Origin of the sequence: Sphaerospermopsis torques-reginae ITEP-024 (assembly GCF_019598945.1) — a bacterium.
Taxonomy (GTDB): Bacteria; Cyanobacteriota; Cyanobacteriia; order Cyanobacteriales; family Nostocaceae; genus Sphaerospermopsis.
On sequence record NZ_CP080598.1, the window covers coordinates 5,123,554 to 5,145,318 of the forward strand.

The 21,765-nt window shown below is 35.8% G+C and carries 25 protein-coding genes; 13 read left to right on the forward strand and 12 right to left on the reverse strand.

The genetic code is table 11. From position 1 onward, the window contains the following. Window positions 1-304: 304 nt before the first annotated feature. Window positions 305-1,462: an acyltransferase family protein gene (locus tag K2F26_RS23830; RefSeq protein ID WP_220609760.1), complete on the forward strand. Its 1,158-nt coding sequence runs from the start codon at window positions 305-307 to the stop codon at window positions 1,460-1,462. Window positions 1,463-1,550: 88 nt separating this feature from the next. Here the strand turns inward: K2F26_RS23830 and K2F26_RS23835 are convergent, their stop codons facing one another. The 4 genes from K2F26_RS23835 to K2F26_RS23850 all read right to left on the reverse strand — a co-directional run bounded on the left by K2F26_RS23835 (window position 1,551) and on the right by K2F26_RS23850 (window position 5,164). Beyond that, window positions 1,551-2,339 (reverse strand): DUF874 family protein, encoded by a 789-nt coding sequence (locus K2F26_RS23835; protein WP_220609761.1) that lies wholly within the window; start codon window positions 2,337-2,339, stop codon window positions 1,551-1,553. Window positions 2,340-2,432: 93 nt separating this feature from the next. Continuing rightward, complete coding sequence (locus tag K2F26_RS23840) at window positions 2,433-2,918, reverse strand: PIN domain-containing protein (protein WP_220609762.1); 486 nt, start codon at window positions 2,916-2,918, stop codon at window positions 2,433-2,435. Then, complete coding sequence (locus tag K2F26_RS23845; RefSeq protein ID WP_220609763.1) at window positions 2,919-3,203, reverse strand: UPF0175 family protein; 285 nt, start codon at window positions 3,201-3,203, stop codon at window positions 2,919-2,921. A 602-nt stretch (window positions 3,204-3,805) separates the two neighbouring features. Beyond that, window positions 3,806-5,164, reverse strand: a complete 1,359-nt coding sequence (locus tag K2F26_RS23850; protein ID WP_220609764.1) for an NAD(P)/FAD-dependent oxidoreductase — start codon at window positions 5,162-5,164, stop codon at window positions 3,806-3,808. 279 nt (window positions 5,165-5,443) lie between these two features. Here K2F26_RS23850 and ilvC point away from each other — a divergent pair, with 279 nt between their 5' ends. Then, window positions 5,444-6,439, forward strand: a complete 996-nt coding sequence (gene ilvC / locus K2F26_RS23855; RefSeq protein WP_220609765.1) for a ketol-acid reductoisomerase — start codon at window positions 5,444-5,446, stop codon at window positions 6,437-6,439. A gap of 131 nt (window positions 6,440-6,570) precedes the next feature. Here ilvC and vapC read toward each other — a convergent pair whose 3' ends face one another. Both vapC and K2F26_RS23865 read right to left on the reverse strand, forming a co-directional pair. Next, window positions 6,571-6,972 (reverse strand): type II toxin-antitoxin system tRNA(fMet)-specific endonuclease VapC, encoded by a 402-nt coding sequence (gene vapC, locus K2F26_RS23860; RefSeq protein ID WP_220609766.1) that lies wholly within the window; start codon window positions 6,970-6,972, stop codon window positions 6,571-6,573. Then, complete coding sequence (locus K2F26_RS23865; protein WP_220609767.1) at window positions 6,973-7,209, reverse strand: hypothetical protein; 237 nt, start codon at window positions 7,207-7,209, stop codon at window positions 6,973-6,975. It abuts the gene before it with no gap. 184 nt (window positions 7,210-7,393) lie between these two features. Between K2F26_RS23865 and K2F26_RS23870 the strand changes: the two genes are divergently transcribed. After that, entirely contained in the window at window positions 7,394-8,590 is a 1,197-nt protein-coding gene (locus K2F26_RS23870) for an MFS transporter (RefSeq protein ID WP_220609768.1), read from the forward strand. A gap of 479 nt (window positions 8,591-9,069) precedes the next feature. Here K2F26_RS23870 and K2F26_RS23875 read toward each other — a convergent pair whose 3' ends face one another. Beyond that, complete coding sequence (locus tag K2F26_RS23875; RefSeq protein ID WP_220609769.1) at window positions 9,070-10,197, reverse strand: ATP-binding protein; 1,128 nt, start codon at window positions 10,195-10,197, stop codon at window positions 9,070-9,072. A 181-nt stretch (window positions 10,198-10,378) separates the two neighbouring features. Here K2F26_RS23875 and K2F26_RS23880 point away from each other — a divergent pair, with 181 nt between their 5' ends. The 7 genes from K2F26_RS23880 (at window position 10,379) to K2F26_RS23910 (ending at window position 14,488) form a co-directional block, all read left to right on the forward strand. Beyond that, window positions 10,379-10,741, forward strand: a complete 363-nt coding sequence (locus K2F26_RS23880; RefSeq protein WP_220609770.1) for a cation:proton antiporter subunit C — start codon at window positions 10,379-10,381, stop codon at window positions 10,739-10,741. Window positions 10,742-10,788: 47 nt separating this feature from the next. Then, window positions 10,789-12,222, forward strand: a complete 1,434-nt coding sequence (locus K2F26_RS23885; protein ID WP_220609771.1) for a cation:proton antiporter — start codon at window positions 10,789-10,791, stop codon at window positions 12,220-12,222. After that, complete coding sequence (locus tag K2F26_RS23890; protein WP_137667241.1) at window positions 12,219-12,599, forward strand: Na+/H+ antiporter subunit E; 381 nt, start codon at window positions 12,219-12,221, stop codon at window positions 12,597-12,599. Before K2F26_RS23885 ends, K2F26_RS23890 begins: the two co-directional genes overlap by 4 nt. A 2-nt stretch (window positions 12,600-12,601) precedes the next feature. Then, entirely contained in the window at window positions 12,602-12,859 is a 258-nt protein-coding gene (locus K2F26_RS23895) for a hypothetical protein (RefSeq protein ID WP_137667240.1), read from the forward strand. Between the two features lie 81 nt (window positions 12,860-12,940). Continuing rightward, on the forward strand, window positions 12,941-13,240 hold the full coding sequence (locus K2F26_RS23900; RefSeq protein WP_187039926.1) for a monovalent cation/H(+) antiporter subunit G: 300 nt from the start codon (window positions 12,941-12,943) through the stop codon (window positions 13,238-13,240). Beyond that, window positions 13,233-13,775, forward strand: coding sequence for a DUF4040 domain-containing protein (locus K2F26_RS23905; RefSeq protein WP_220609772.1), 543 nt, complete (start codon window positions 13,233-13,235; stop codon window positions 13,773-13,775). The genes K2F26_RS23900 and K2F26_RS23905 overlap by 8 nt, the downstream gene beginning before the upstream one ends. A 5-nt stretch (window positions 13,776-13,780) precedes the next feature. Beyond that, complete coding sequence (locus K2F26_RS23910; RefSeq protein WP_220612013.1) at window positions 13,781-14,488, forward strand: Na(+)/H(+) antiporter subunit B; 708 nt, start codon at window positions 13,781-13,783, stop codon at window positions 14,486-14,488. A 68-nt stretch (window positions 14,489-14,556) separates the two neighbouring features. On the opposite strand, the gene K2F26_RS23915 is transcribed toward K2F26_RS23910, so the two are convergent. After that, on the reverse strand, window positions 14,557-15,231 hold the full coding sequence (locus tag K2F26_RS23915; protein WP_220609773.1) for a helix-turn-helix transcriptional regulator: 675 nt from the start codon (window positions 15,229-15,231) through the stop codon (window positions 14,557-14,559). Between the two features lie 103 nt (window positions 15,232-15,334). On the opposite strand from K2F26_RS23915, the gene K2F26_RS23920 reads away from it, so the two are divergent. Together K2F26_RS23920 and K2F26_RS23925 are read left to right on the forward strand one after the other, a co-directional pair. Next, the gene (locus tag K2F26_RS23920; protein WP_220609774.1) at window positions 15,335-15,979 is read left to right on the forward strand and encodes a DUF3386 domain-containing protein; all 645 of its coding nucleotides are present in this window, start codon (window positions 15,335-15,337) and stop codon (window positions 15,977-15,979) included. Window positions 15,980-16,182: 203 nt separating this feature from the next. Next, on the forward strand, window positions 16,183-17,013 hold the full coding sequence (locus tag K2F26_RS23925) for a helix-turn-helix domain-containing protein (protein ID WP_302850075.1): 831 nt from the start codon (window positions 16,183-16,185) through the stop codon (window positions 17,011-17,013). A gap of 19 nt (window positions 17,014-17,032) precedes the next feature. Here the strand turns inward: K2F26_RS23925 and K2F26_RS23930 are convergent, their stop codons facing one another. From K2F26_RS23930 to K2F26_RS23945, 4 genes are all read right to left on the reverse strand, one after another. Continuing rightward, on the reverse strand, window positions 17,033-18,028 hold the full coding sequence (locus tag K2F26_RS23930; protein ID WP_220609776.1) for a DNA-methyltransferase: 996 nt from the start codon (window positions 18,026-18,028) through the stop codon (window positions 17,033-17,035). Between the two features lie 41 nt (window positions 18,029-18,069). After that, on the reverse strand, window positions 18,070-18,462 hold the full coding sequence (locus K2F26_RS23935; RefSeq protein ID WP_220612014.1) for a GFA family protein: 393 nt from the start codon (window positions 18,460-18,462) through the stop codon (window positions 18,070-18,072). 68 nt (window positions 18,463-18,530) lie between these two features. Then, complete coding sequence (locus K2F26_RS23940; RefSeq protein ID WP_220609777.1) at window positions 18,531-19,418, reverse strand: alpha/beta fold hydrolase; 888 nt, start codon at window positions 19,416-19,418, stop codon at window positions 18,531-18,533. A gap of 12 nt (window positions 19,419-19,430) precedes the next feature. Continuing rightward, complete coding sequence (locus K2F26_RS23945; protein ID WP_194054759.1) at window positions 19,431-19,937, reverse strand: HugZ family pyridoxamine 5'-phosphate oxidase; 507 nt, start codon at window positions 19,935-19,937, stop codon at window positions 19,431-19,433. Between the two features lie 93 nt (window positions 19,938-20,030). Between K2F26_RS23945 and K2F26_RS23950 the strand changes: the two genes are divergently transcribed. Continuing rightward, window positions 20,031-21,542 (forward strand): CIA30 family protein, encoded by a 1,512-nt coding sequence (locus K2F26_RS23950; protein WP_220609778.1) that lies wholly within the window; start codon window positions 20,031-20,033, stop codon window positions 21,540-21,542. Window positions 21,543-21,765: the final 223 nt, after the last annotated feature.

Consider the following 21,765-nt stretch of genomic DNA (forward strand, 5'->3'; position numbering starts at 1 on the left):
ATGTGTAAGTTTATTTTTTGCTTGAAGTCAAGACGTGAAATGAACGAACCACGTTCTGCGAAGCAGTTCCCGAAGGGTAGGTACGAAGGACACAAAGGGAAGAAGGAAGAAGAGAGTTTTTGGTGTTGCTACGGTTATTTGTTAAAAATTGGGATGCTTCCTTTGATTCAAGGTTTAAAACCTGTCATTTTCAGGGTTAAAAATATGGATGAAAGGAAAAATTGGTTATTTGATAAGTTACAAAAAATTGTATTATATTTAATATCTAAGTGATGGTGATGGGAAATTTTTTGTGTCAACAGTAATGAAAGATTCGTTTCCGCGTCTTGTTTCTCTGGATGTATTTCGGGGAATTGCGATCGCCTCTATGATTTTAGTTAATAATCCCGGTAGTTGGGACTACATTTATCCACCGTTAGAACACGCAAAATGGCATGGTTGTACACCCACAGATTTAATTTTCCCTTTCTTTCTATTTATTGTTGGTGTAGCAATGCCTTTTTCTTTTGCTAAATATACATCAGAAAACACACCAGAAAATCGTCCCACTCGTCCAGTTTATTTGCGGATAATTCGCAGAGGTTTGGTGTTATTTGCTTTAGGTTTATTTTTAGCATTGTTTACTTTTTTTCTCGATTTTACTTTAACAGGAATACCCATTGATTTAGGTAAAATCAGAATTATGGGAGTGTTGCAGCGTATCAGTTTAGCTTATGTAATTGCTGCTTTTTTGGTTTTGCAACTTTCCCAACGTAGTTTATGGATATTTTCAGGAATATCGCTTTTAGGTTATTGGTGTGCAATGCAATTAATTCCTGTTCCTGGTTTTGGTGCAGGTAATTTATCTGCTGAAGGAAATTTTGCTGGTTATATTGATCGGATGATTTTAGGAAGTCAGCATCTTTATCAAGGTGGACCTTTTGATCCTGAAGGTTTATTTAGCACCATTCCCGCAGTGGTAACGGTTTTAATTGGTTATTTTACTGGTTCATGGTTGCAAAAACAGCAGGTGAAAAGTAGGACAAGTGTTAATTTAGTAATTTGGGGTTTGGGGTGTTTAATTATTGGTATACTTTGGGGTTTTGTCTTTCCGATTAATAAATCTTTGTGGACAAGTTCCTATGTATTTTATACTGTTGGTTGGGCTTTATTAGTATTAGCTTTGTGTTATGAATTGGTGGAAGTTCGGGGTTTAAAAAAATGGGGTTTTCCTTGGGAAGTGATGGGTTTAAATGCCATTTTTCTCTTTGTTGGTTCTGGGGTTGTGGGCAGAATTTTAGTGAAAACTTCTGTAGGTAGTGGAAAAGATGCCATCTCTACAAAAACCTGGATTTATGATAATTGGTTTAGTGCGTGGGCGGGAAATATGAATGGTTCTTTATTGTTTGCTATAACCAATCTTTTATTATGGTGGTTGGTGCTTTATTTTATGTATCGTCGGCGTTGGTTTCTGAAAATTTAGTTGTTGATGAGTTTGGCTATTAAATACTAAAAACATAAAAAAACCACATTTATAAAATGTGGTAAACAAACATCATAAATTCTGTCATTTAATCTAATTCAGGTTCAAAACCAAGCGCACGGAGTTGGGTAATTAATTTTTCTGTTTTTTGTCGTTCTTGTTCAGCTTTTTGCCGTTCCTGTTCAGCTTTCTGGCGTTCTTGTTCAGCTTTTTGGCGTTCTTCTTCCACAGGAGTTAACACCCAATTACCATCTTTATCATACCAACGTAACCAAGGCATATTCACATTTTTGTAACTGCCCTGCCAAACTCCCAAACCTAATTCTATGCTGGGTATCCAAAAACGGTTATTTGATAAAGTGACTTGAGTATAGCGATCGCCCTTTAACTCAAACATTTTAAATTCAGATTGATAACGATCAAATATTGCGTAATAGGGAACTCTTAAAATTTGCTCGTAAACTTCCCATTTAGTTGGGGGTTTTTCCACATCTCGTAAAGTTTGCCCTAAATCTTCTTTTTCTGTTCCTGGTGATAGTAACTCAACCACAACATAAGGATTTACAAATTCTTGCCAAATTACATAACTTAATCGTAAATCTCGTTCTTCATACAGAGAAGAAACACCAACAACCGCAAACCAATCTGGGCGTTTATGCCACAATGGATGACGACCATCATAATATAAATTCATATCACTAGCTGTAAATATTTGGTCACTAGGATAGTTAGGTGGACGAAATGTGTCTGCTAATAATTGTGGTTGTAGTAGATGAAATTGATCTGGCAAACCTTTCTCCTCCGGGTCTTCGCTAGGAAGATCATACATTGTTGGTAATGTTTCTTTAGGGGAAAGTGGTGGATCTGTTTGATACATTATTGGTAGTCCTAAAGATACAACTATTATTTCTATTATGTAGCAAGATGATTTAGTTTAGAGTGTGGGTTTAATACTGATCCAGTATTACCCCTACTTTTCCTGTGCTAGAGTCAAAACCTGTACATAAAGATGATCTGAAATTCTCATTCCCTGTGCTTGCATTTCATCTAAAACATCCTTAACACTATCCAACAAACCCCGACGTTTTGCTAACAGTAAAACCCCCACAGTCCCAATTAAAGGTAACTTTCGAGTCATAGCCACCTTCCTAGCAGCCCTTTCATCAATTAACAACTGAGAAGCATCTATTTCTTCCGCTAAAGCAATGGCTTCTGACTCTCCTAAATCTAACTTAAATGACTGCTGTAACTCCCTAACTAATTGCTGATTATTTACTGTTACAACCTCTAACCAAGATAAATCCTGAACGAGTTTTGCTGCTGGATGCGTACCTACCTGCAATTCATCAAATACACCTTGGGGAATCACAACTTTACCAAAAAGTTTTGGCAACAAATCAAGATGATCTACTTTTGCTAACTCGCTAATTGGCGTAGTATCAGAAACAATAATCATTTAATAATTCTGCTGATTTAAAATTAACTCTGCCTGTTCCACTTCTTGACGTAATTCCTCCAAATCCTGAGAATCATCAAAAAGAGAAATACCCCATTTTTTCATCATTTCTATTACCTGTAAACGAGAAACACCAAGAATTTTTCCTGCCCTACCACTGGTGATTTCTCCTGCCTCTAATAATGTCATCACATAACCCTCCTTGGCTTTTTGTAAAGCCTTTTCCCGAATCTCAGGCGCAAGCTGGATACTTTCTAACTGCTCATCTAAAATTGTTAAAGCCACTACCAAAATCTCCTAATTCTACATTTTTATTTTAATCTTTAAACCGCTTAACTTAATAATGTTTTTTCGGGGAAAGTGGTGGATCTGTTTGATACATTATTGGTAGTCCTAAAGATACAACTTTTATTTCTATTATGTAGCAAGATGATATGGTATTTGAAGATTAGTGGATATTTTCAGAAATTGTATTTTGTCAGAATCAGGATAACCAGGATTTGAGGATTGATGTAATTTAAGTTATACTTATCTATTTTAACATAAAAGTTTCACAGTTGTCATAATTGTGATATGCCAGAAGTCCGGTATCTGGGGAGAATATTAAATCACATCCTGTAAATCCTATCATCCTGAACATCCTGATTCAGACAAAAAACATTTACAGTAGAGGCAGAGACTCTAAAACCCGGATTTCTCACCAAGATCCTCAAACCCTTATAACATCTGGATTCTGGGTTTTCACACTGTGTCAAAAATTAGCCCTATGAAAAATGCCCGAAACCGCTTCTCTATAAGGATTCTATAGATTGCGATCGCATTGTTTGTGAGAAATGCGGGTAAAACCGCATTCCCAGTCTGGAGACTGGGAACGAAGAGCGAGGGGGTTAGACGTTCAATGGCTGTCTAGTATTCACCGGCTGATAATGTGCATTACTTTCCACTGGTGCAGGTTTAACAACTTCTTTCCCGGTAATTAATCTCGCGCCACGATTGCGGGTAAAATAATTCCAAACCCATTGAATCATGACCACTAATTTGTTATCAAATTCAATCAGGAAGTAGATGTGAATAAATAACCAGAAGAACCAAGCTAGGAAACCTTTAAGTTTGATAAACCCTAAGTCCACAACGGCGGCGTGTTGCCCAACCATTGCTAAACTGCCTCTATCCACATAGTTAAATTGAGGCATGGTTTCACCTTTAAGGCGTTTCTGTACCAGCTTTGCTACATATTCCCCTTCTTGCATGGCTACAGGCGCAACTCCAGGTAGGGGTTTTCCATTTTGATGGGAAAAATTCGCTAAGTCTCCCACTACAAAAATGTTAGGGTGTCCTTTAATACTGAGGTTTGGTTCAACCATCACACGCCCAGCGCGATCACACTCCGCCCCAGTCTTGTCCATCAATACTTTACCCATTGCAGAGGCTTTCACACCAGCCGCCCATAATACGGTTTTAGAAGCAATAGTTTTTACTTCGTCACCTTGCTTAATCGTAACAATATCATTTTCAATATTCGTTACCAGGGTTTTGGTTTGTACATCTACACCCAAAGCTTCTAAAGATGCTTGCGCTTCTTGGGATAATTCTGGTGCAAAGGGAGGGAGAACTCTATCCAAACCTTCTAACAATAAAACCTGGGTTTCTGAGGTGTCAATGTTGCGGAAGTCTTCTTTCAGGGTTTGGGTTGCTAATTCGGCGATCGCCCCTGCTAATTCTACCCCAGTTGGACCACCACCAACAATTACAAAAGTTAACAAAGCCCGACGTTTAGCAGGATCGGTTTCTTTCTCCGCCGCTTCAAACGCCATAAAAATTCGCCGGCGCATTTCAATGGCATCTTCTACAGTTTTCAAACCAGGTGCAAACTCTTCCCAGTTATCCTTACCAAAATAAGAATGCTTCGCGCCTGTAGCCACAATCAAAGTATCATAAGGTACGGCTTCATTACCCACCATCACTTTTTGTTCTGTGGTGTCAATATCATTCACCTCACCCAGCAACACAGTAGTATTTTTGCTCTTGCTGAGAACAGAACGCAAGGGAGAAGAAATATCCGCCGGAGACAAAGCACCAGTAGCTACTTGGTACAACAAAGGTTGAAACAGGTGAAAATTCCGTTTATCTATCAGTGTCACGTTGACATTAGCCTTAGCCAGTGCTTTAGCCGCATATAGTCCACCAAAGCCACCACCAACGATAACTACCTGATGAGGTGGTTTTCTGTCATGTAAATCAACCATAAGAATTGTTTCCTTGTATTACTGATGCTGTAACTATTCTTAACATTTTTGTATCAAAGTTGTCACAAATTTTTCTGGCTATTGTGAACTTTTGATAAAAAATGGAAAGTATTGCTGGTTACTGGTGACAGGTGACAGAAGAGGAAGCAGGGGGAGAATATTAACTTTTGCCTCTTCCTGTTCCCTGTTCCCTTTTTTCCCAATCACCAATCACCAATCTGCGGTACAATCATAAATCTGCCAATTTCTTAACAACCTTTGTGAACAGGAGATGCTTCTATGGCGCGTATGTATTATGATGAAGATGCTAATTTAGACCTTTTAGCGGGAAAAACCGTTGCGATTATTGGTTACGGTTCTCAAGGTCACGCCCACGCGCTAAATTTAAAAGATAGTGGTGTAAATGTAATTGTAGGTCTATATCCCGGCAGTAAATCTATTGCAAAAGCTGAAGCGGCTGGCTTAACAGTGAAAAATGTTGCTGATGCTGCTAAAGCTGCTGACTTGATCATGATTTTGTTACCTGATGAAGTTCAGAAAACTATTTACACAAATGAAATAGCACCTAATTTAGAAGCAGGAAATATTTTAGCGTTTGCACACGGTTTTAACATTCACTTTGGGCAAGTTGTACCCCCTGCGGATGTTGACGTGATCATGGTTGCACCTAAAGGACCTGGCCATTTAGTACGTCGTACTTATGAACAAGGTCAAGGTGTACCAGCGTTATTTGCAGTATATCAAGATGCTACAGGTAAGGCACGCGATCGCGCAATGGCTTATGCTAAAGGTATTGGTGGTACACGCGCAGGTATCTTAGAAACCACCTTCCGCGAAGAAACCGAAACCGACTTGTTTGGTGAACAAGCAGTATTGTGTGGTGGTTTAAGTGCTTTAATTAAAGCCGGTTTTGAAACCTTAATTGAAGCAGGTTATCAACCAGAATTAGCATATTTTGAATGTCTGCATGAAGTTAAACTCATCGTTGACTTAGTAGTTGAAGGTGGTTTAGCAACAATGCGTGATAGTATTTCTAATACTGCGGAATATGGTGATTATACCCGTGGTCCCCGCGTTGTTACTGCTCAAACCAAAGCAGAAATGAAGAAGATTTTAAGTGAAATTCAATCTGGACAATTTGCGCGGGAATTTGTATTAGAAAACCAAGCAGGTAAACCTGGTTTCACCGCTATGCGTCGTCAAGAAGCTGAACATCCTATTGAGGAAGTTGGTAAAGATTTACGCGCTATGTTTAGCTGGTTGAAGAAAGCTTAATTTTCGGTAATTCTTAAAGGGGTAATTGGTGGTTTTTTAATTACCAATAACCTCTTGTTTACCAATTACCAATTACCAATTACCAATTACCAGCCTCAACAGATATGATAAGTATGAAAATAGAGATTATATTAAATTTCCCAGTCTTCTAATTGTAATTCGGAAATACGTGAAAATTCTCTGGTATTGTGTGTGACTAATATTAAATTATGAGCTAAAGCAATAGCGGCAATTTGTAAATCATACGCTCCTATAGGTGTACCTTGAGCAGTAAGTTGAGCGCGAATATTGCCGAAAATTTCCGCAGCTTGATCATCGAAAGGTAAAGATTGATAATGATCAAGAAATGCTTTTTGTCTTTGCAGTGTGCGTGTAGGATTATTACTTTTCATTGCACCATAAAAAAGTTCTGCTTTGACCACAGAACACACAGCTATATCTTGAGTTGGTACTGATAAAATGCGATCGCTAATAGATGCAGACCGTCCATTTAAGTACATCGCACACACATTAGTATCAATTAGGTAAAGCATCTATGAATCAAATACTCCTTCCATTTTTTCATCTAGGTTATCAAAAACACTGTCATCATCAATAATAATCGGATCATCAGCACAAATTCCATATAGCGACGCTAAAGGTGGTTTTTCTGTTTTCTGTATTGGTTGATAAACAATTATTACTTCTACATCAGTATCTTGAACTTCAGGTAAAGATATTTGTAGCATTCCATCACAACCAACATGAGTTTTTATTGTCATACTTTGCATAGTCAATTTTTCTCCCTAAATTTACATCATCCTTATTTGATTATACACAATTTTAGGAATCTGGGTATAAATATCATCTGATTATCAATGATAATAAATGATTATAAAAAAAATAAAAACACAATTCCTGTTTTATGATTTTCCATGTTTAAATAATTGAGGTAATCATTAGCAATTATGGAAGATGAACCAAAAATCAGCAGCTTTAAAATTTGTGATTTTACTTGGTTTTGTAAGTCTTTGTGCTGATGCAACTTATGAAGGTGCGCGGAGCATTACAGGAGCTTATTTAGAGGTTCTAGGTGCTAACGGTACTATAGTTGGTTTAGTTGCAGGTTTTGGAGAATTAATAGGTTATGGTTTCCGTTTAGTTATTGGTTATCTTAGTGATAAAACAGGTAAATATTGGGGAATTACCACTTTAGGTTTTATTTTAAATACCGCAGTTGTCCCATTTTTAGCTTTAGCTGGAAGATGGGAAGTAGCTGCCGGTTTAATGATGGCTGAACGCACGGGTAAAGCAGTACGTACCCCCCCTAGAGATGCCTTACTTTCGCATGGTGTAAGTCAAATTGGTAGCGGTTTCGGCTTTGGTTTACATGAAGCAATGGACCAAACTGGAGCAGTTTTAGGACCCTTAGCTGTAGCCGCAATGGTTTATTTTTTGGGAGAATATCGCCAAGGTTTTAAAATTTTAGTATTACCTGCAATTTTAGGATTAATTGTATTGTTAATACTCCAAAAATTATATCCTAATCCCAGTGATTTTGAAGAAGAAAAAATACTTGATCAAGGTGATAAATTACCCCGGATATTTTGGATTTATCTCGGTGCTGTAGCTATTATTGCGGCTGGTTATGCAGATTTTCCCCTCATTGCTTTTCACTTCCAAAAAGGAGAAATTGCCTCTGGGCAAACCATTCCTTTATTCTATGCTTGGGCGATGGGAGTTGATGCTGTAGCGGCTCTAATTTTTGGATATTTGTTTGATCGGATCGGAATTTCTATGTTGATCATTGCCGCTTTTATGTCTTCATTATTTGCCCCTTTAGTATTTTTTGGAGATGTACAGTTTGCCCTTTTAGGTATGGCATTTTGGGGTATTGGGATGGGGGCGCAAGAATCAATTCTCAAAGCAGCAATAGCAAAAATTGTCCCTAAAAATAAACGCGCCACAGCTTACGGAATTTTTAGTACAGGTTATGGTTTAGCTTGGTTTTTAGGTAGTGCTTTCATGGGAATTTTGTATGATCACTCTATTACTTTCTTAGTGGTTTTTTCTTCCATAACTCAACTTTTAGCAATTCCTTTCTTTACCTGGGTACAATTAAAAGCTAATACTTTTTATGCTGCTTCTCCAGAAGTTCAGGTAGGTGAATAAATAAAGTTCAATTTCTTTCTTGTTCTCAGTCTCAGACTGGGAATACAATTTAAGAGTCTCTGACTCTAGTTCAGGACTTACGCAAAATAAAATGAAAGTAGTGGTAATTCATGAATTACCCCTACGCAAGAATCAGGTTTCTAGTCAAATCTTGCGTAAGTCCTATAGTTAAATAAACAAGGTAGAAGCTTGTTAATTTCATTCCCATACAGAGTATGGGAACGATAAAAAGGGAGCATCCCAATTTTGAAAAAATAACCGCAGCAACACCAAAAACTCTCTTCTTCCCTCTTCCCTTCGTGTCCTTCGTGTCCTTCGTGGTTCGTTTATTTCAAGTCTTGAACTCAAACGAAAAATAAACTTACACATTTGGAATGCTCCCGATAAAAATTTGCCAAAATGGGAGCATACTTATTATTTACTCAGTCTCTCTCCTGATCATAGCTGATTACTGATTACTGATAGCTGAATGCTTACAATTAACTTAACCTTTGTTTTAACCACAAAGCTAATAAAGGTAAAGCCAAGCGATAACCTTGTTCAGCACTGTAAATTAAACCTTTGTGTTGTAACCCAGTTAAAGCACCTTGCAAAGCTCCACCTCTAGAAAGTCCATGTTTTTGAATATATTCTTTACTCTGTGGTTTATCTGTCGGATCAACTGCTAAACATTCTAAAAGATGTATTTGACTTGCAGGTAATAACATCAATAAAGATTCATAAGTTATAGATAAATCTTTGAGCATTCCTTCAATTACTTGCTGTACTTTTTGCTCAGTAATTAAACCTTGATCATGTTCTAAACTTGATAACCTGCGAATTAATGCCATTGCATCACCTATATTTCCCTGAACAGCATCTAAAAATACTTGTAAGCTTTGGGAATGGGGATCAAATTTGAGATTTTTTGTATGTAAAATCTCTCGCGCCCACAATGCTAAAACATCCTTGGCTAAAGGTGCTAATTCCATTGTTTCTATAGAATAAATACTATCATCTTGATGATGGCTAGTTTCTGCAATTGTCGCCAATAAAACGTAACTTACATGAGGATGGTTTTTAACTTCTTGTCTAAATGTTGATTCCCATAAACCATTGCGATCCCAAGAACGAATATGGGGAAAACTTTGTAAAATCAATACTACTCTCTGGTTTAAATCATTAGCCATTATTTGTAATAATTCAATTAGGCTAGTAAATGCTTGCCAGAGTTGTTTTTGATCTAAAGAATGTAATAATTTAAGTTTACTTTCACTATTAAAAATAAAAAACTCACTCGCTTTTTTTTCCACCCAAGATTTAATTTTCTTTGCTTGCCAATTTTGACTAATTGCTTCTAGTAATAATTGCAAAAATCTTTCACCATCTGTAGCACGAATACAGTCTATTTCTAAGACTACCGCACCAACTTCCTGCGCTGCAACTTTAACTAAAGTTCTTCTACCACTTCCGGGTACTCCTGTAATTAACAAATCTTCATCTTGTATAAGTATGTCTATAATACGCTGAAACTCTTTAGATCGACCAATTAATTGTAATGAAGTGGATAAATCAAAATTCACGGTTTCTTTTGCGGGTTGTATGTTTGGTGTTATTAAAGAAAACATAAATCATTAGGTGTTGTTATGATTATTATAATAATTATTTAGTGTTCTGCTGTAATTAGCACCTACTTTTAGTGCTATTAATAGTATAACACTTTCAAAAACAAAAATTTCCGATTTCAAACAGCAACTTTTCCCTCAATCCAATAATGCAAATTTATATTTGATTAAATAGGTGATATCTATGATAAAAGCGTTTGTACTGATAACAATACTATTCGGGTTTTTTGGAATTATTCTCAAGAAAAACCTGGTAATGAAGATAGTTTCAATGGATGTCATGAGTACGGGGGTGATTGCTTTTTATGTATTTATTGCCTCAAAAGCGGGTTTATTTACTCCCATTATTTCCAACGTCAAAAAAGTTGGATATGCTGATCCTGTTCCCCAAGCAGTGATATTAACAGCGATAGTAATTGGGTTTTCAATTCAAGCTTTAATGTTAGTAGGTGTAATGAAATTAGCTAAAGACAATCCCACTTTAGAAAGTAGTGAAATCGAGAAAAATAATACACCGCAGATCATCAAATATGAACATAAAAATTAACTAAAAATGAAACTTAACCTGAATTTAAAACTATGAATAACATAACCATGAATACGATCACAATTGCTTGGGTAGGTATCCCGTTTTTTCTGGGGTTCATGATTTTTTTAGTTCCCCAACTTAACAGACATTTGACTTTTTTAGGAACTTTAATTACTGCTGCTTATGGTGTACAACTGTTGATAGAAAAGCCAGAAATTAAGCTCAATTTACTTGATAGTTTTGGTGTGACTTTAGAAGCGGATCAGTTAAGTGGTTACTTTATTTTAACTAATGCTTTAGTGACTGCGGCGGTAGCTTTATATTGTTGGCAAAGTGATAAAAATGCTTTTTTCTATGCCCAAACTTTGCTAGTGCATGGTAGTTTAAATGCGGCTTTTGTATGTGCTGATTTTGTGAGTTTATATGTAGCTTTAGAAGTAAGTGGAATTGCGGCTTTTTTATTAATTGCTTATACTAGAACTGACAGATCAATTTGGGTAGGTTTACGCTATCTATTTGTCAGCAATATCTCAATGTTATTTTATCTAGTTGGTGCTGTCTTAGTTTATCAAAATAATCTCTCTTTTAGTTTTGCAGGTTTAAAAAATGCCCCACCGGAAGCAGTAGCATTAATCTTTTTAGGAATGTTAGTCAAAGCTGGGATTTTTGTTTCTGGGTTATGGCTACCTTTAACCCATTCTGAATCAGAAACTCCTGTTTCTGCGCTGCTTTCAGGTGTAGTAGTCAAAGCTAGTGTTTTACCTTTATTAAGATGTGCTGCGGTTTCTCCAGAACTTAATAATATCGTCGTTATTTTGGGCGTGGGGACAGCTTTTATGGGTTTATCCTACGCCATCTTTGAAAAAGATACCAAGCGTCTGTTAGCATTTAGCACTATTTCCCAGTTAGGTTGGATACTGGCTGCACCAGCGGTAGGTGGTTTTTATGCCCTAACTCATGGACTGGCAAAATCATCTTTATTTTTGACTGCTGGTTCTTTACCCAGTCGCAATTTTAAAGAACTGGAAAATAAACCTATTAATACTAACATTTGGATTGTTTTAGTTATCGCTAGTTTATCAATTTCTGGTTTTCCTTTATTGTCAGGGTTTGAAGCTAAGGTGTTAAGCATGAAAAATTTAACATCTTGGCAATTTATAGCCATGAATATTGCCGCAGTTGGCACAGCAATAGCCTTGGCTAAATTCATTTTTTTGCCTCATAAACAAAATCCTGAACAAACTATAAAACCTGGTTTTTGGGCAGCAGTAGTTTTATTAATTTCTGGTTTAGTTGTTGGTAATATTGCCTATTTAAAGGCTTATAATCTGGCTGACATTATCAAAGCAATTATTACCATTGCTATCGGTTGGTTAGCATATCATCTGATTTTCAAAAAATTAGCAATTTATGTACCCCGTGTAGTTGAAGAATTTGAACATTTAGTAGGTGTGATGAGTTTAACTATAATCTTCTTGTTTTGGATGGTGTTATCATGATTGGACATTTGATATTAAGATTAACCATTTGGTTTTTATTAACGGCTGATTTTAGTACAACTAATATTATTATTGGGGTAATCATTGCCCTAATTTTACCCAGAGGTTACACATCACGGGCAAAATTAACTGAATGGGTAAAGGTTTTAGGGGAAGTAGTGGTAGCGGTTCTTGTGGCTTTTAAAGAAGCGTTTGAAATTATCATTAATCCCCATCATCATGAGGAAATTATCAGGGAAAAGGTGAAACATAAACATTCTTCCTTGTTGGTGTTTATGGACATATTTTTGATTACATTTACACCTAAAACTATTGTTTTAAACCATGATGAAGAGGGATTTTACGAAGTTCATCATATTAAACCAGGAAGGAAATAATTATGAATTTAGAAATAGTCTTGTTAGGGATGATAGCAGCTTTATTAATTCCCATTTATGAAGCATGGAAAACGGAAAATACTTGGCAGTTAATGTTGGCTTTGGGGAGTATTTCTAGTAAAGTATCTATCATGATTTTAGTGATTTCTGTGGCCAGAGATGATTGGATGATCGGGGTAGTAGGAGCGATTATGTTGAGTGTGGGAAATGCTGGTTTTATGTTATTAGCACAGATTTTAAGAAGGTTAAATGAAGCATGAATAGTAATTAGCTATCAGCTATCAGCTTTCAGTAATCAGATTTCACGAGTTTAAATAAAAGATGAACATGAGGAAAGTTAAATGCAAAATCTTGTGAGTATTATCAGTTATACCTGTATAGGTATAGGTTTATTTTTCTGGTTTTGGGGTACTTCTCATTTAGTTAGCAATAAATCAGTATTATTCAAATTACATGGACTTACTGTGGCTGATACTTTGGGTTCAATGCTGATGATTGTGGGAATTTTAATGAAAATACCTAGTAAATGGCCATTGTTAGTTTTAGGTATTATTTCCTTGGCGATTTGGAATACAATGTTGGGTTATGTAATCGCCTATTGTTCAACTCATGATACAACTATAGAGGCAGAAAATGAATGATTCTTATTTATATATAATTATTGCTTTGTTACCTTTAACTGCGGGTTTATTGATAACTCAAGTTAACCCTTATCATGCGTTAATTTTGCGTGGGGTTTTGGGGGCGATCGCTGCGTTAGTAGATGCGGTTTTAGGTGCAGCAGATGTAGCTTTAACAGAAGCATTAATGGGAACAATGTTATCTGTTGCTTTATATGCGATCGCAGTTCGTTCTTCTTTAGTTTTACGTTTGGGTGTCATTGAAAATCAATCAATCTCAGAAAATCTGATCAGTGATTTTCGTAGCATTTTCAGTAAACATTATATGCGGTTAGAACTTGTACCTTACAACAGTCACCAATGTTTACAAACAGCATTACAGGAAAAAGAAGTTCATGTTACTTGTGCGCCAATATTAGTTAGTGATGAATCTGAGCAAAATTATCAAACAGAAATCAGAGTAAAACGTATTTATCAAATTGTTGAAAGTGAACTTTCAGCACCTAACACAGTTATCAATTATGTTGATGTTGAAGCATCTGAGGAGAAACATTAATGAAAATGAAATGGGTTTATATTTTAGCCGGAATAGCATTATTAGTAAAAATGTTATTCATGTCTGATGCAGTATCTAATTTACCAGAAGTTCTCAATGGAGAAAATGATTTATCAGGTATTATTTTGTTAGATAAGTCCATCACAGAAAAAGTAGTTGCTGAAAGTGGTGTTGTTAATGCAGTATCAGGAATTATTTTCAGAAATCGGCTTTATGATACAATCTTTGAAGTAATTGTATTTACAATTGCCATTTTAGGATGTAACTTTTTATTAGCAAATGAAAATCCATCCTGTACAATTTACCAATTTAAAGATCGCTCATCAGTTATTTTAGCTCGTTTGGGGGCGACAATTGCAGCGTTAGTAGGTATAGAATTAGCAATTAGAGGACATTTAAGCCCTGGTGGTGGTTTTGCTGCGGGTGTAGCGGGTGGAACAGCAATAGGTTTAATTGCAATTACTTCATCCTATCAATGGATGCAGGAAATTTATCAGCGTTATCATGCAGCTATTTGGGAAAAAATTTCCGTTTTAGTTTTTATTGTTTTATCTGTGATTACTTTATCAGGATTAGAGTTACCTCATGGGGAGTTAGGAACACTTTTTAGTGGGGGAATTTTGCCGATTTTAAATATTATCGTGGCTGTGAAAGTGGCCTTAGGTTCTTGGGCGGTGGTTTTGATTTTTATTCGTTATCGGGGTTTGTTGTAATTTGGTGATTGGTGATTGGTGATTGGTGATTGGGTAATAATTACAAATTACAAATTACAAATTACGAACTACGAATTACGAATTACAAAATACTCTTGCAATTTTGCCACCATTTCTGCCCGCGCAGAAACCCCCAATTTCTTAAACATTCTTTTCAAAGCTTGTTTCACAGTATTTTGAGTAATCCAAAGTTTAGCCGCAATTTCCCCATTTGTTAAACCTTGGGCAACTAAAGTGGCAATTTCTAATTCCCTAGCTGTGAGGGGACATTCAACAGCAGGTTTAGCGGTTTTCAACTTAGCGCGGAGAGTGGCAATTTTGGCTGATAAATGAATACATAAAGCACTTAAATCAGCCAAATCATTATTATTAAAAGGAAGACTACCAGGATCACGGGCAAAATTTAAAGTACCCACTAACCGACCATCACAAACTATCGGTCCAGTCATCACGTGTTCATGACGAGTGCAAAAATTTTTCCAATCTTCTGGGGATAAAATTAATTGTTCATGGGTGGGTGCATGACGTTCTAAAACATAGCTTCCCACGGGGTTAGCTTCCAAGCAAACCGCAGGAATTTCGGGAATTTCTATTCCTGTTAATAACTCATTATCGAGAAAAGAAATACCCCAATGTTGCACGCCAAAATGCACGCCGATGGTATCCATCATAGCTTGTTGTAATTCTTGCTCATTTTCAACATGGGCGATCGCTTCAAAAATGGCGTGGAGTGTTTTAGTCATAAGAGTACCCAGTTGGGGACTATGCGAACTGCAATAATTACCTCTATCCTAATATCATCAACAATAAAAAGCTATTATCACTCGTAGCCAGAGGACAAGCATCATGACAGTTACTCAAATCTCTGCCCAAGAACTTTTCCGGGCTGCTTATGAAAACCGTTATACTTGGGATCAAAACTTCCCCGGTTACACCGCAGATATCACTTATAAATATGATGGCCAGGAGTACACTGGCAAAATTCGTATTGACGGAAATCTCAAATGGGAAGTTACAGAAGTAGAAAACGAAGCAGCAAAAAAAGCAATTGATAGCCAAACTTGGGAAATTGCTGTTCACCGTGTACGTCGAACTTTTGAACAAACTCACGGCGAAAATACTTTTAGTTATGGCGAAACAGATGAAACCGGCGCTGTAGAAATTTTTGTAGGCGGAAAATCAGCCGGTGATAAATATAAAGTTCGCAATGATGTAGTTACCCTTGTTCATCGTCATATTCATGGAGTTGTTGTGACTATTAACACTTTCAGCGTTCACGAAACCGGGGCAGGATATCTATCTCACACCTATGATTCTGTATATCATGACCCCAAAACTGGAGTTCAAAAAGGCGGTCGGAGCGAGTTCACAGACGAATATGAAAAAGTAGGAAATTACTACATTCTCAACCGTCGAGAAATTCGCACTGAAACAGAAGGAAATATCTCAATTCAAGAGTTTATTTTCGGTAATCTTGAATTGTTAGGTTAGGGTTTTTTGAATAGATTTTTGAATACTAAATAATCAGCGATCGCTCTGAGTTAATATTAGGGCGATCATTTTTATTTTTTGTTTTGTTGTTACTCACTATAACTCCCTAAATAAAATACGTACTTTGAGTACGTTTACTTAGAATTAACTCCCTCATAGGATAGCTAGACGAACTAAATGTTCGTTTTTTATTGAGGGTATAAATAGATTACGAAGTATTTCAGCAACGTTTCGGTAGTAGAATGCGTTTTCTTCGACGAGAAAAAGGCATTACACAAGAGCAATTAGCAGAATTTATAGGTAAGACAACTGAACACATCAGCTTTTTAGAGCGAGGTGAACGCTCTCCTTCATTTGAAGTAATTTTGGAGATAGCTAATGCTCTCAGTGTTTCAGTATCTTATTTAATGAATATTGATCAGCTAGATGATAATACTGAGATGCTGAATACGTTGATAGTTGCTCCTGTTTCTCCTAATCTGGTAGAACCAGTTGAAGAACCTATTACAAGCAAGGATGAGCGTAGTTCAGACATTGAGCGTTTAGAGTCTGCATTTCAAGGGATTCGAGAAATGCAAAAACTGGCAGATGAATATGGTATCAATGATATTTTGCAGGATAATGGTGGTAAAGTTCTACAGGTACTGATTCTTTTAGGCTTACGCATATCCCCCGGCAGAGAAGGAAATGATGCAATTGATGCTGATGGTAATGAATATGAATTAAAAACAATAAATCGCGCACTTAATAAAAATGCTGGTGTTACTACTCACCATCATCTTAATAGAGATATTCTCCATAAGTATCGCTCTGTGAAAGCATGGTATATAGCAATTTATGAAGGCATAGAATTAATTGAAATTTATAAAGTTGTACCATCTATACTTGAAGTGAAATTTAAGGAATGGGAGCTAAAGCTAGATAAGCAAGATTCAATTAATAATCCCAAGATACCAATGAAATTGGTTAGACAAGGTGAGCTTGTGTATTCTAAATACACAAACACACCACAGCAAACAAAATTGAATCTTTAAATTACATTAATTCAAGATTTTATATACCCAGATTAAGCTGTCTAGAATGTGTAATTTTCATTGTTTCCTTAATTTCTAGAAGTTGTGTAAATAATTTTTCTGAATCATCCATACTTTGATTAACATCCATAAATCTAAACGCAGAAGCAGCTAAATAAGAGGAATTTTGCTCAAAAGCAAGCCAATTTCTCTGTACAGCTTCCGCAGCAGCACCAGTAGTATTAGAACCTGCAAATATATCTAAAACTATATCTCCTGGTTCGGTGAGAAAATCAATAAAAAATGCCGGTAATTTTTGCGGAAACCTCGCAGGATGAGGTTTTATTCCTACATTTTTACACAATTTCATATAACGAGAATTGCTTTCTGTATTGGGAATTTGTAATAAATTAGGAGGAATAGCACCCCCATTATCATTAGCAAAAGCTGAACCTATATCATGTCCTGAAGGACGTTCTTTAGGTTTATAATATTTTTCAGGATTAGCTTGTAGCTTTTTCATCCTCTCAGAATAAGGAACAAGTACCTTACTCACATTCGCTTTCGGAAAATCAGTTTTTGACAACCACCAAATAGTATTAACTGCATCTTTAGCGCGAATTTTGCGTTTATTTACCCATTCAATAGGTGAAGGTAATTTTGCAGGATTATACCAAAAAAACTCCTCAGCTAACCTAAAATCTAACTCATCACATAATTTAATTAAAATGCGATAATTGTAAAGTGAACGTACAGGACGTTTGCTTTGATATGCTCCCCCTAAATCTATCACAAAACTTCCTTCAGGTTTCAGCACTCGATAGACTTTTTCACAGAAAGCAAACAACCAATTTACATATTCTTCCTGTTCAACATTTCCATAACTTTTTTCTCGTTGTAATGCAAAAGGAGGAGAAGTCATAACTAAATCAATAGAGTTTGATTCCAACTGATCTAATAATTCTAAAGCATCTCCCACATAAGCAGAACCATAATCTGTAGTGTATAAAGGTTTTGTCAACAAAATAGATGTCATTTGCAACAATTAATCTCAAAAATTAATTTCAAAAACTAGAATCAATTAATCAACTTATGAATATTATCCTCCCAATTTGCACCATCAAAAGGAACAACTTCAAAATTACCCATAACATCCCCATCTAAACATCGCACATTTACATCAATACAGTCGGGATGACTACGGGGAATATAAAAAGAATGAATACCACAAACTTTACAAAATTTATGTTTAGCAACACCCGTATTAAATTGATAAGTTGTTAAAACATCCTCACCTTGCAACAAAGTAAACTTATCTTTAGTGACAATTAAATGTAAAAAACCCTTTTTCCGACAAACTGAACAATTACAATCATCAACTTTATGTTTATCAACTATTACCTGAAAACGCACCGCCCCACAGTGACAACCACCTTCATAAGTGACAGTTTTATTAATATTTGTCCTCATCATTTATCACACCCAAAAAATTGATTTTTATTTATTTTTTATCTGCGTTCATCCGCGTACATCTGCGTTTAATCAAGATACTTATATAGCAACCCCACAAAAACCCCAGGAATTTCCAAATGTGGTAAAATCCCAGTATCAGCTATAGCTTGAAAATCCCTAATTGCACCTTTATTTAAACTTGCTAACCTCCTACCCAAATTAATATTAGTAAACTGCGCTTCCTCACCCCAGAAAAACACAGTTGGAACTTGCAACTGTTGAATATACAAACTCAAATCAAAATACAAATCACCCTTCAAAAATGCCAAAGCGGAGTATTTAGCATTAGGTTTCTGTGCAGAAGTTAAATAAGCTTCTACAATTTCTTGAGTCAATCTTTCCGATTTAGCAAACAGAAAACTTTGCAAAAAATTATTCACAGCAACTTCATTTTCTGCACCCAAACCATAAATTAAATTATCCAAAAAAGGTGTATTAATCACAGAAAGCGGTAATCTTCTACCAGCACCTTGTCCAAAATCATCAAACCCCGAAGGTGAAACTAAATACAATGCTTTAAATATTTCCGGTTGAGAAATAGCTAAACGAATAATAAAAGCAGCAGTTAAAGAAGACGCAACCACCGTTACCGGTTGATTACAAGTTTGGTGAATAAATTCACTAATAGTAGTCAAATAATCTTGAATTTGATAATCTTTAACTGGATGATCTGACTCTCCCCAACCAATTAAATCAGGTGCTAAAATACGGTATTCATTAGCAAAAGCTGGATAAACCTTAGACCATTCACAAGCAGATGCACCACCACCAAAATTATGTAAAAATAACAAAGGTGGTAATTTCTCAACTTCATAAAACTGCCAAGGTTCACCAATTTGGGTATAATAAACCATATTACCCAAAGATGTCTTAATTAATTTCTGACCAAAACCAGGAGGTTGAAATTTCAGCATATAATATATAAGTTATGAATTAGGAATATTATCTTTATTTAAATGTACAATTTGATTGAGATTATCACCACTAATATTGTAAGCTGCACCAAAACCAATCACAAAACGTCCTTGCGTGGGAGTGAGTTGAAAAATTCTAAAATCAGCTAAACCACGTAACACTTCAATAATTTCTCCAAAGCGTTCTTGAAATTGATCAACAATTTGATTCCATTGATCAGTTTCTCTTTCAATTAAAGTAGCTGTACAATCAAAATTCAAGCGACGACGGGCAAAAATATTAGGACTTTTAGCTTCATCTTCAATAAATAAAACACTCACATAAGGATGAGATTGAATATTAACAGTATGGGTGGATAAACCACTCACATAAATATAAATGTTTTTAAATTCATCCATGACAAAAGGAGTATAACTAGCGTTGGGGATTCCTTTTTCGTTTGCTGTACTAATCATAATACTGGCAACTTCTTGAGGAAATTTCTCATACTCTGCTTGGATTTTTGCCAATTGACTCATAACCCATAAATCCATAATTAGCTGTTAATATACTATTATAATATAAAATTGCCGCAATTATCAAAAAACACTCCTCAACCATTAGCAATCACTATGAATGAAAACAATCATCATCAATCTAAGTTATGTAGACTCATTCAAACCCTCACCTATTTTGAGGTATTCCCTGCACTGAACTGGGTACAAAATATATTTGCAAAAAATCGTTCTCAACCAATTCAAAATCAACCAAAAGGGGGTAATTTTATGGGTGTAATTTTAGTAGCTGGTGCAACTGGTGGAGTTGGTAAACGAGTCGTACAAAGATTATTAGCGCAAGGTGAAAAAGTGCGTTGTTTAGTCAGAGATATTGATAAAGCGCGGTCAATTCTTGGTAATGAAGTTGACTTAGTAGTGGGAGATATTACCAAACCGGAAACTTTGAATGATTTGGTAATGAGTAATATTCAAGGTGTGGTTTGTTGTACAGCAGTGCGAGTTCAACCAGTAGAAGGAGACACACCTGATAGAGCAAAATATAACCAAGGTGTGAAATTTTATCAACCAGAAATAGTAGGAGACACCCCAGAAAATGTAGAATATAGAGGAGTAAAAAATTTAGTAGAAGCTGCTAGAAGATATTTACCAAACACGGGAGAAAAAACTATCTTTGATTTTACCCAATCATCAGAGGAATTAACAGCACAATTAAAAAATATTTGGGGTGCTTTGGATGATGTTGTCATGGGTGGTGTCAGTTCTAGCAATTTTAGCATTTTAGAAAAAACCGCTTTATTTGCTGGTAATGTTTCTACTGCAAACTCAGGAGGTTTTGCATCTGTAAGAACCAAAAATTTTGCACCTGCAATTAATTTATCAGGTTTTACCGGGGTGAGATTGAGAGTTAAAGGTGATGGACAACGTTATAAAATATTTTTGAGAACTGAAAATACTTGGGATGGAGTGGGTTACAGTTATTCCTTTGATACTGTAGCTAATACATGGATAGATGTTAATATCCCTTTTGTGAATTTAACACCTGTTTTTAGAGCGAAAACTGTTAAAGATTGTCCTGAAATTGATCAAAGTAAAATTTGTTCTTTTCAATTAATGTTGAGCAAATTTGAATATGACGGTGCTTTAAATCCTCAATTTAGTCCTGGTGGTTTTGCATTAGAAATAGAATCTCTCAAAGCTTATGGTGGTGCAGGTTTATCACAATTTATTTTAGTTAGTTCTGCGGGTGTAACTCGTCCTGGAAGACCAGGAATTAATTTAGAGGAAGAACCCCCAGCAGTGAGATTAAATGACCAATTAGGAGGAATTTTAACCTGGAAATTAAAAGGAGAAGATAGTTTAAGATCAAGTGGAATACCATATACAATTATTCGACCTTGTGCGTTAACAGAAGAAGCGGGAGGTAAAGAATTAATAGTTGAACAAGGTGATAATATTCGGGGAAAAATTAGCCGTAATGATGTAGCAGAAATTTGTGTGCAATCGTTAAAAAAACCAAAAGCAAAAAATATCACTTTTGAAGTCAAACAAGGAGAAAATAACGTTAACTCTATCAACTGGGAACAATTATTTTCTCAATTGCAACGTGATCCAGTTAAGATAATCTAAATTTAGAATTATCTGCGTTTATCTCATCTGCGTTCATCTCCGTTCATCTGCGTTTAATTATTCATTCCTTTCCCTGAAAAAAAATACCATAGATACCCAAATTTTAAAACCGAATTTTAAAATAAATTGGGTATCTGTGTATTTGGGAGCATCCCAATTTTGAAAAAATAAACTTGTCCACTGCAAAATCTCTCTAAAACTTTCTTTCCTTCGTGTCCTTCGT

What these genes read in the sequence shown, in the direction of transcription:
- K2F26_RS23940 (WP_220609777.1), bottom strand. Translation starts at nt 19,418, where the DNA reads ATGCTGAAATTTCAACCTCCTGGTTTTGGTCAGAAATTAATTAAGACA.
- K2F26_RS23890 (WP_137667241.1), top strand. Translation starts at nt 12,219, where the DNA reads ATGATTGGACATTTGATATTAAGATTAACCATTTGGTTTTTATTAACG.
- ilvC (WP_220609765.1), top strand. Translation starts at nt 5,444, where the DNA reads ATGGCGCGTATGTATTATGATGAAGATGCTAATTTAGACCTTTTAGCG.
- K2F26_RS23950 (WP_220609778.1), top strand. Translation starts at nt 20,031, where the DNA reads ATGAATGAAAACAATCATCATCAATCTAAGTTATGTAGACTCATTCAA.
- K2F26_RS23900 (WP_187039926.1), top strand. Translation starts at nt 12,941, where the DNA reads ATGCAAAATCTTGTGAGTATTATCAGTTATACCTGTATAGGTATAGGT.
- K2F26_RS23840 (WP_220609762.1), bottom strand. Translation starts at nt 2,918, where the DNA reads ATGATTATTGTTTCTGATACTACGCCAATTAGCGAGTTAGCAAAAGTA.
- K2F26_RS23915 (WP_220609773.1), bottom strand. Translation starts at nt 15,231, where the DNA reads ATGACTAAAACACTCCACGCCATTTTTGAAGCGATCGCCCATGTTGAA.
- K2F26_RS23935 (WP_220612014.1), bottom strand. Translation starts at nt 18,462, where the DNA reads ATGAGGACAAATATTAATAAAACTGTCACTTATGAAGGTGGTTGTCAC.
- K2F26_RS23850 (WP_220609764.1), bottom strand. Translation starts at nt 5,164, where the DNA reads ATGGTTGATTTACATGACAGAAAACCACCTCATCAGGTAGTTATCGTT.
- K2F26_RS23875 (WP_220609769.1), bottom strand. Translation starts at nt 10,197, where the DNA reads ATGTTTTCTTTAATAACACCAAACATACAACCCGCAAAAGAAACCGTG.
- K2F26_RS23880 (WP_220609770.1), top strand. Translation starts at nt 10,379, where the DNA reads ATGATAAAAGCGTTTGTACTGATAACAATACTATTCGGGTTTTTTGGA.
- K2F26_RS23835 (WP_220609761.1), bottom strand. Translation starts at nt 2,339, where the DNA reads ATGTATCAAACAGATCCACCACTTTCCCCTAAAGAAACATTACCAACA.
- K2F26_RS23945 (WP_194054759.1), bottom strand. Translation starts at nt 19,937, where the DNA reads ATGAGTCAATTGGCAAAAATCCAAGCAGAGTATGAGAAATTTCCTCAA.
- K2F26_RS23895 (WP_137667240.1), top strand. Translation starts at nt 12,602, where the DNA reads ATGAATTTAGAAATAGTCTTGTTAGGGATGATAGCAGCTTTATTAATT.
- K2F26_RS23920 (WP_220609774.1), top strand. Translation starts at nt 15,335, where the DNA reads ATGACAGTTACTCAAATCTCTGCCCAAGAACTTTTCCGGGCTGCTTAT.
- K2F26_RS23870 (WP_220609768.1), top strand. Translation starts at nt 7,394, where the DNA reads ATGAACCAAAAATCAGCAGCTTTAAAATTTGTGATTTTACTTGGTTTT.
- K2F26_RS23930 (WP_220609776.1), bottom strand. Translation starts at nt 18,028, where the DNA reads ATGACATCTATTTTGTTGACAAAACCTTTATACACTACAGATTATGGT.
- K2F26_RS23905 (WP_220609772.1), top strand. Translation starts at nt 13,233, where the DNA reads ATGAATGATTCTTATTTATATATAATTATTGCTTTGTTACCTTTAACT.
- K2F26_RS23885 (WP_220609771.1), top strand. Translation starts at nt 10,789, where the DNA reads ATGAATACGATCACAATTGCTTGGGTAGGTATCCCGTTTTTTCTGGGG.
- vapC (WP_220609766.1), bottom strand. Translation starts at nt 6,972, where the DNA reads ATGCTTTACCTAATTGATACTAATGTGTGTGCGATGTACTTAAATGGA.
- K2F26_RS23830 (WP_220609760.1), top strand. Translation starts at nt 305, where the DNA reads ATGAAAGATTCGTTTCCGCGTCTTGTTTCTCTGGATGTATTTCGGGGA.
- K2F26_RS23910 (WP_220612013.1), top strand. Translation starts at nt 13,781, where the DNA reads ATGAAATGGGTTTATATTTTAGCCGGAATAGCATTATTAGTAAAAATG.
- K2F26_RS23865 (WP_220609767.1), bottom strand. Translation starts at nt 7,209, where the DNA reads ATGCAAAGTATGACAATAAAAACTCATGTTGGTTGTGATGGAATGCTA.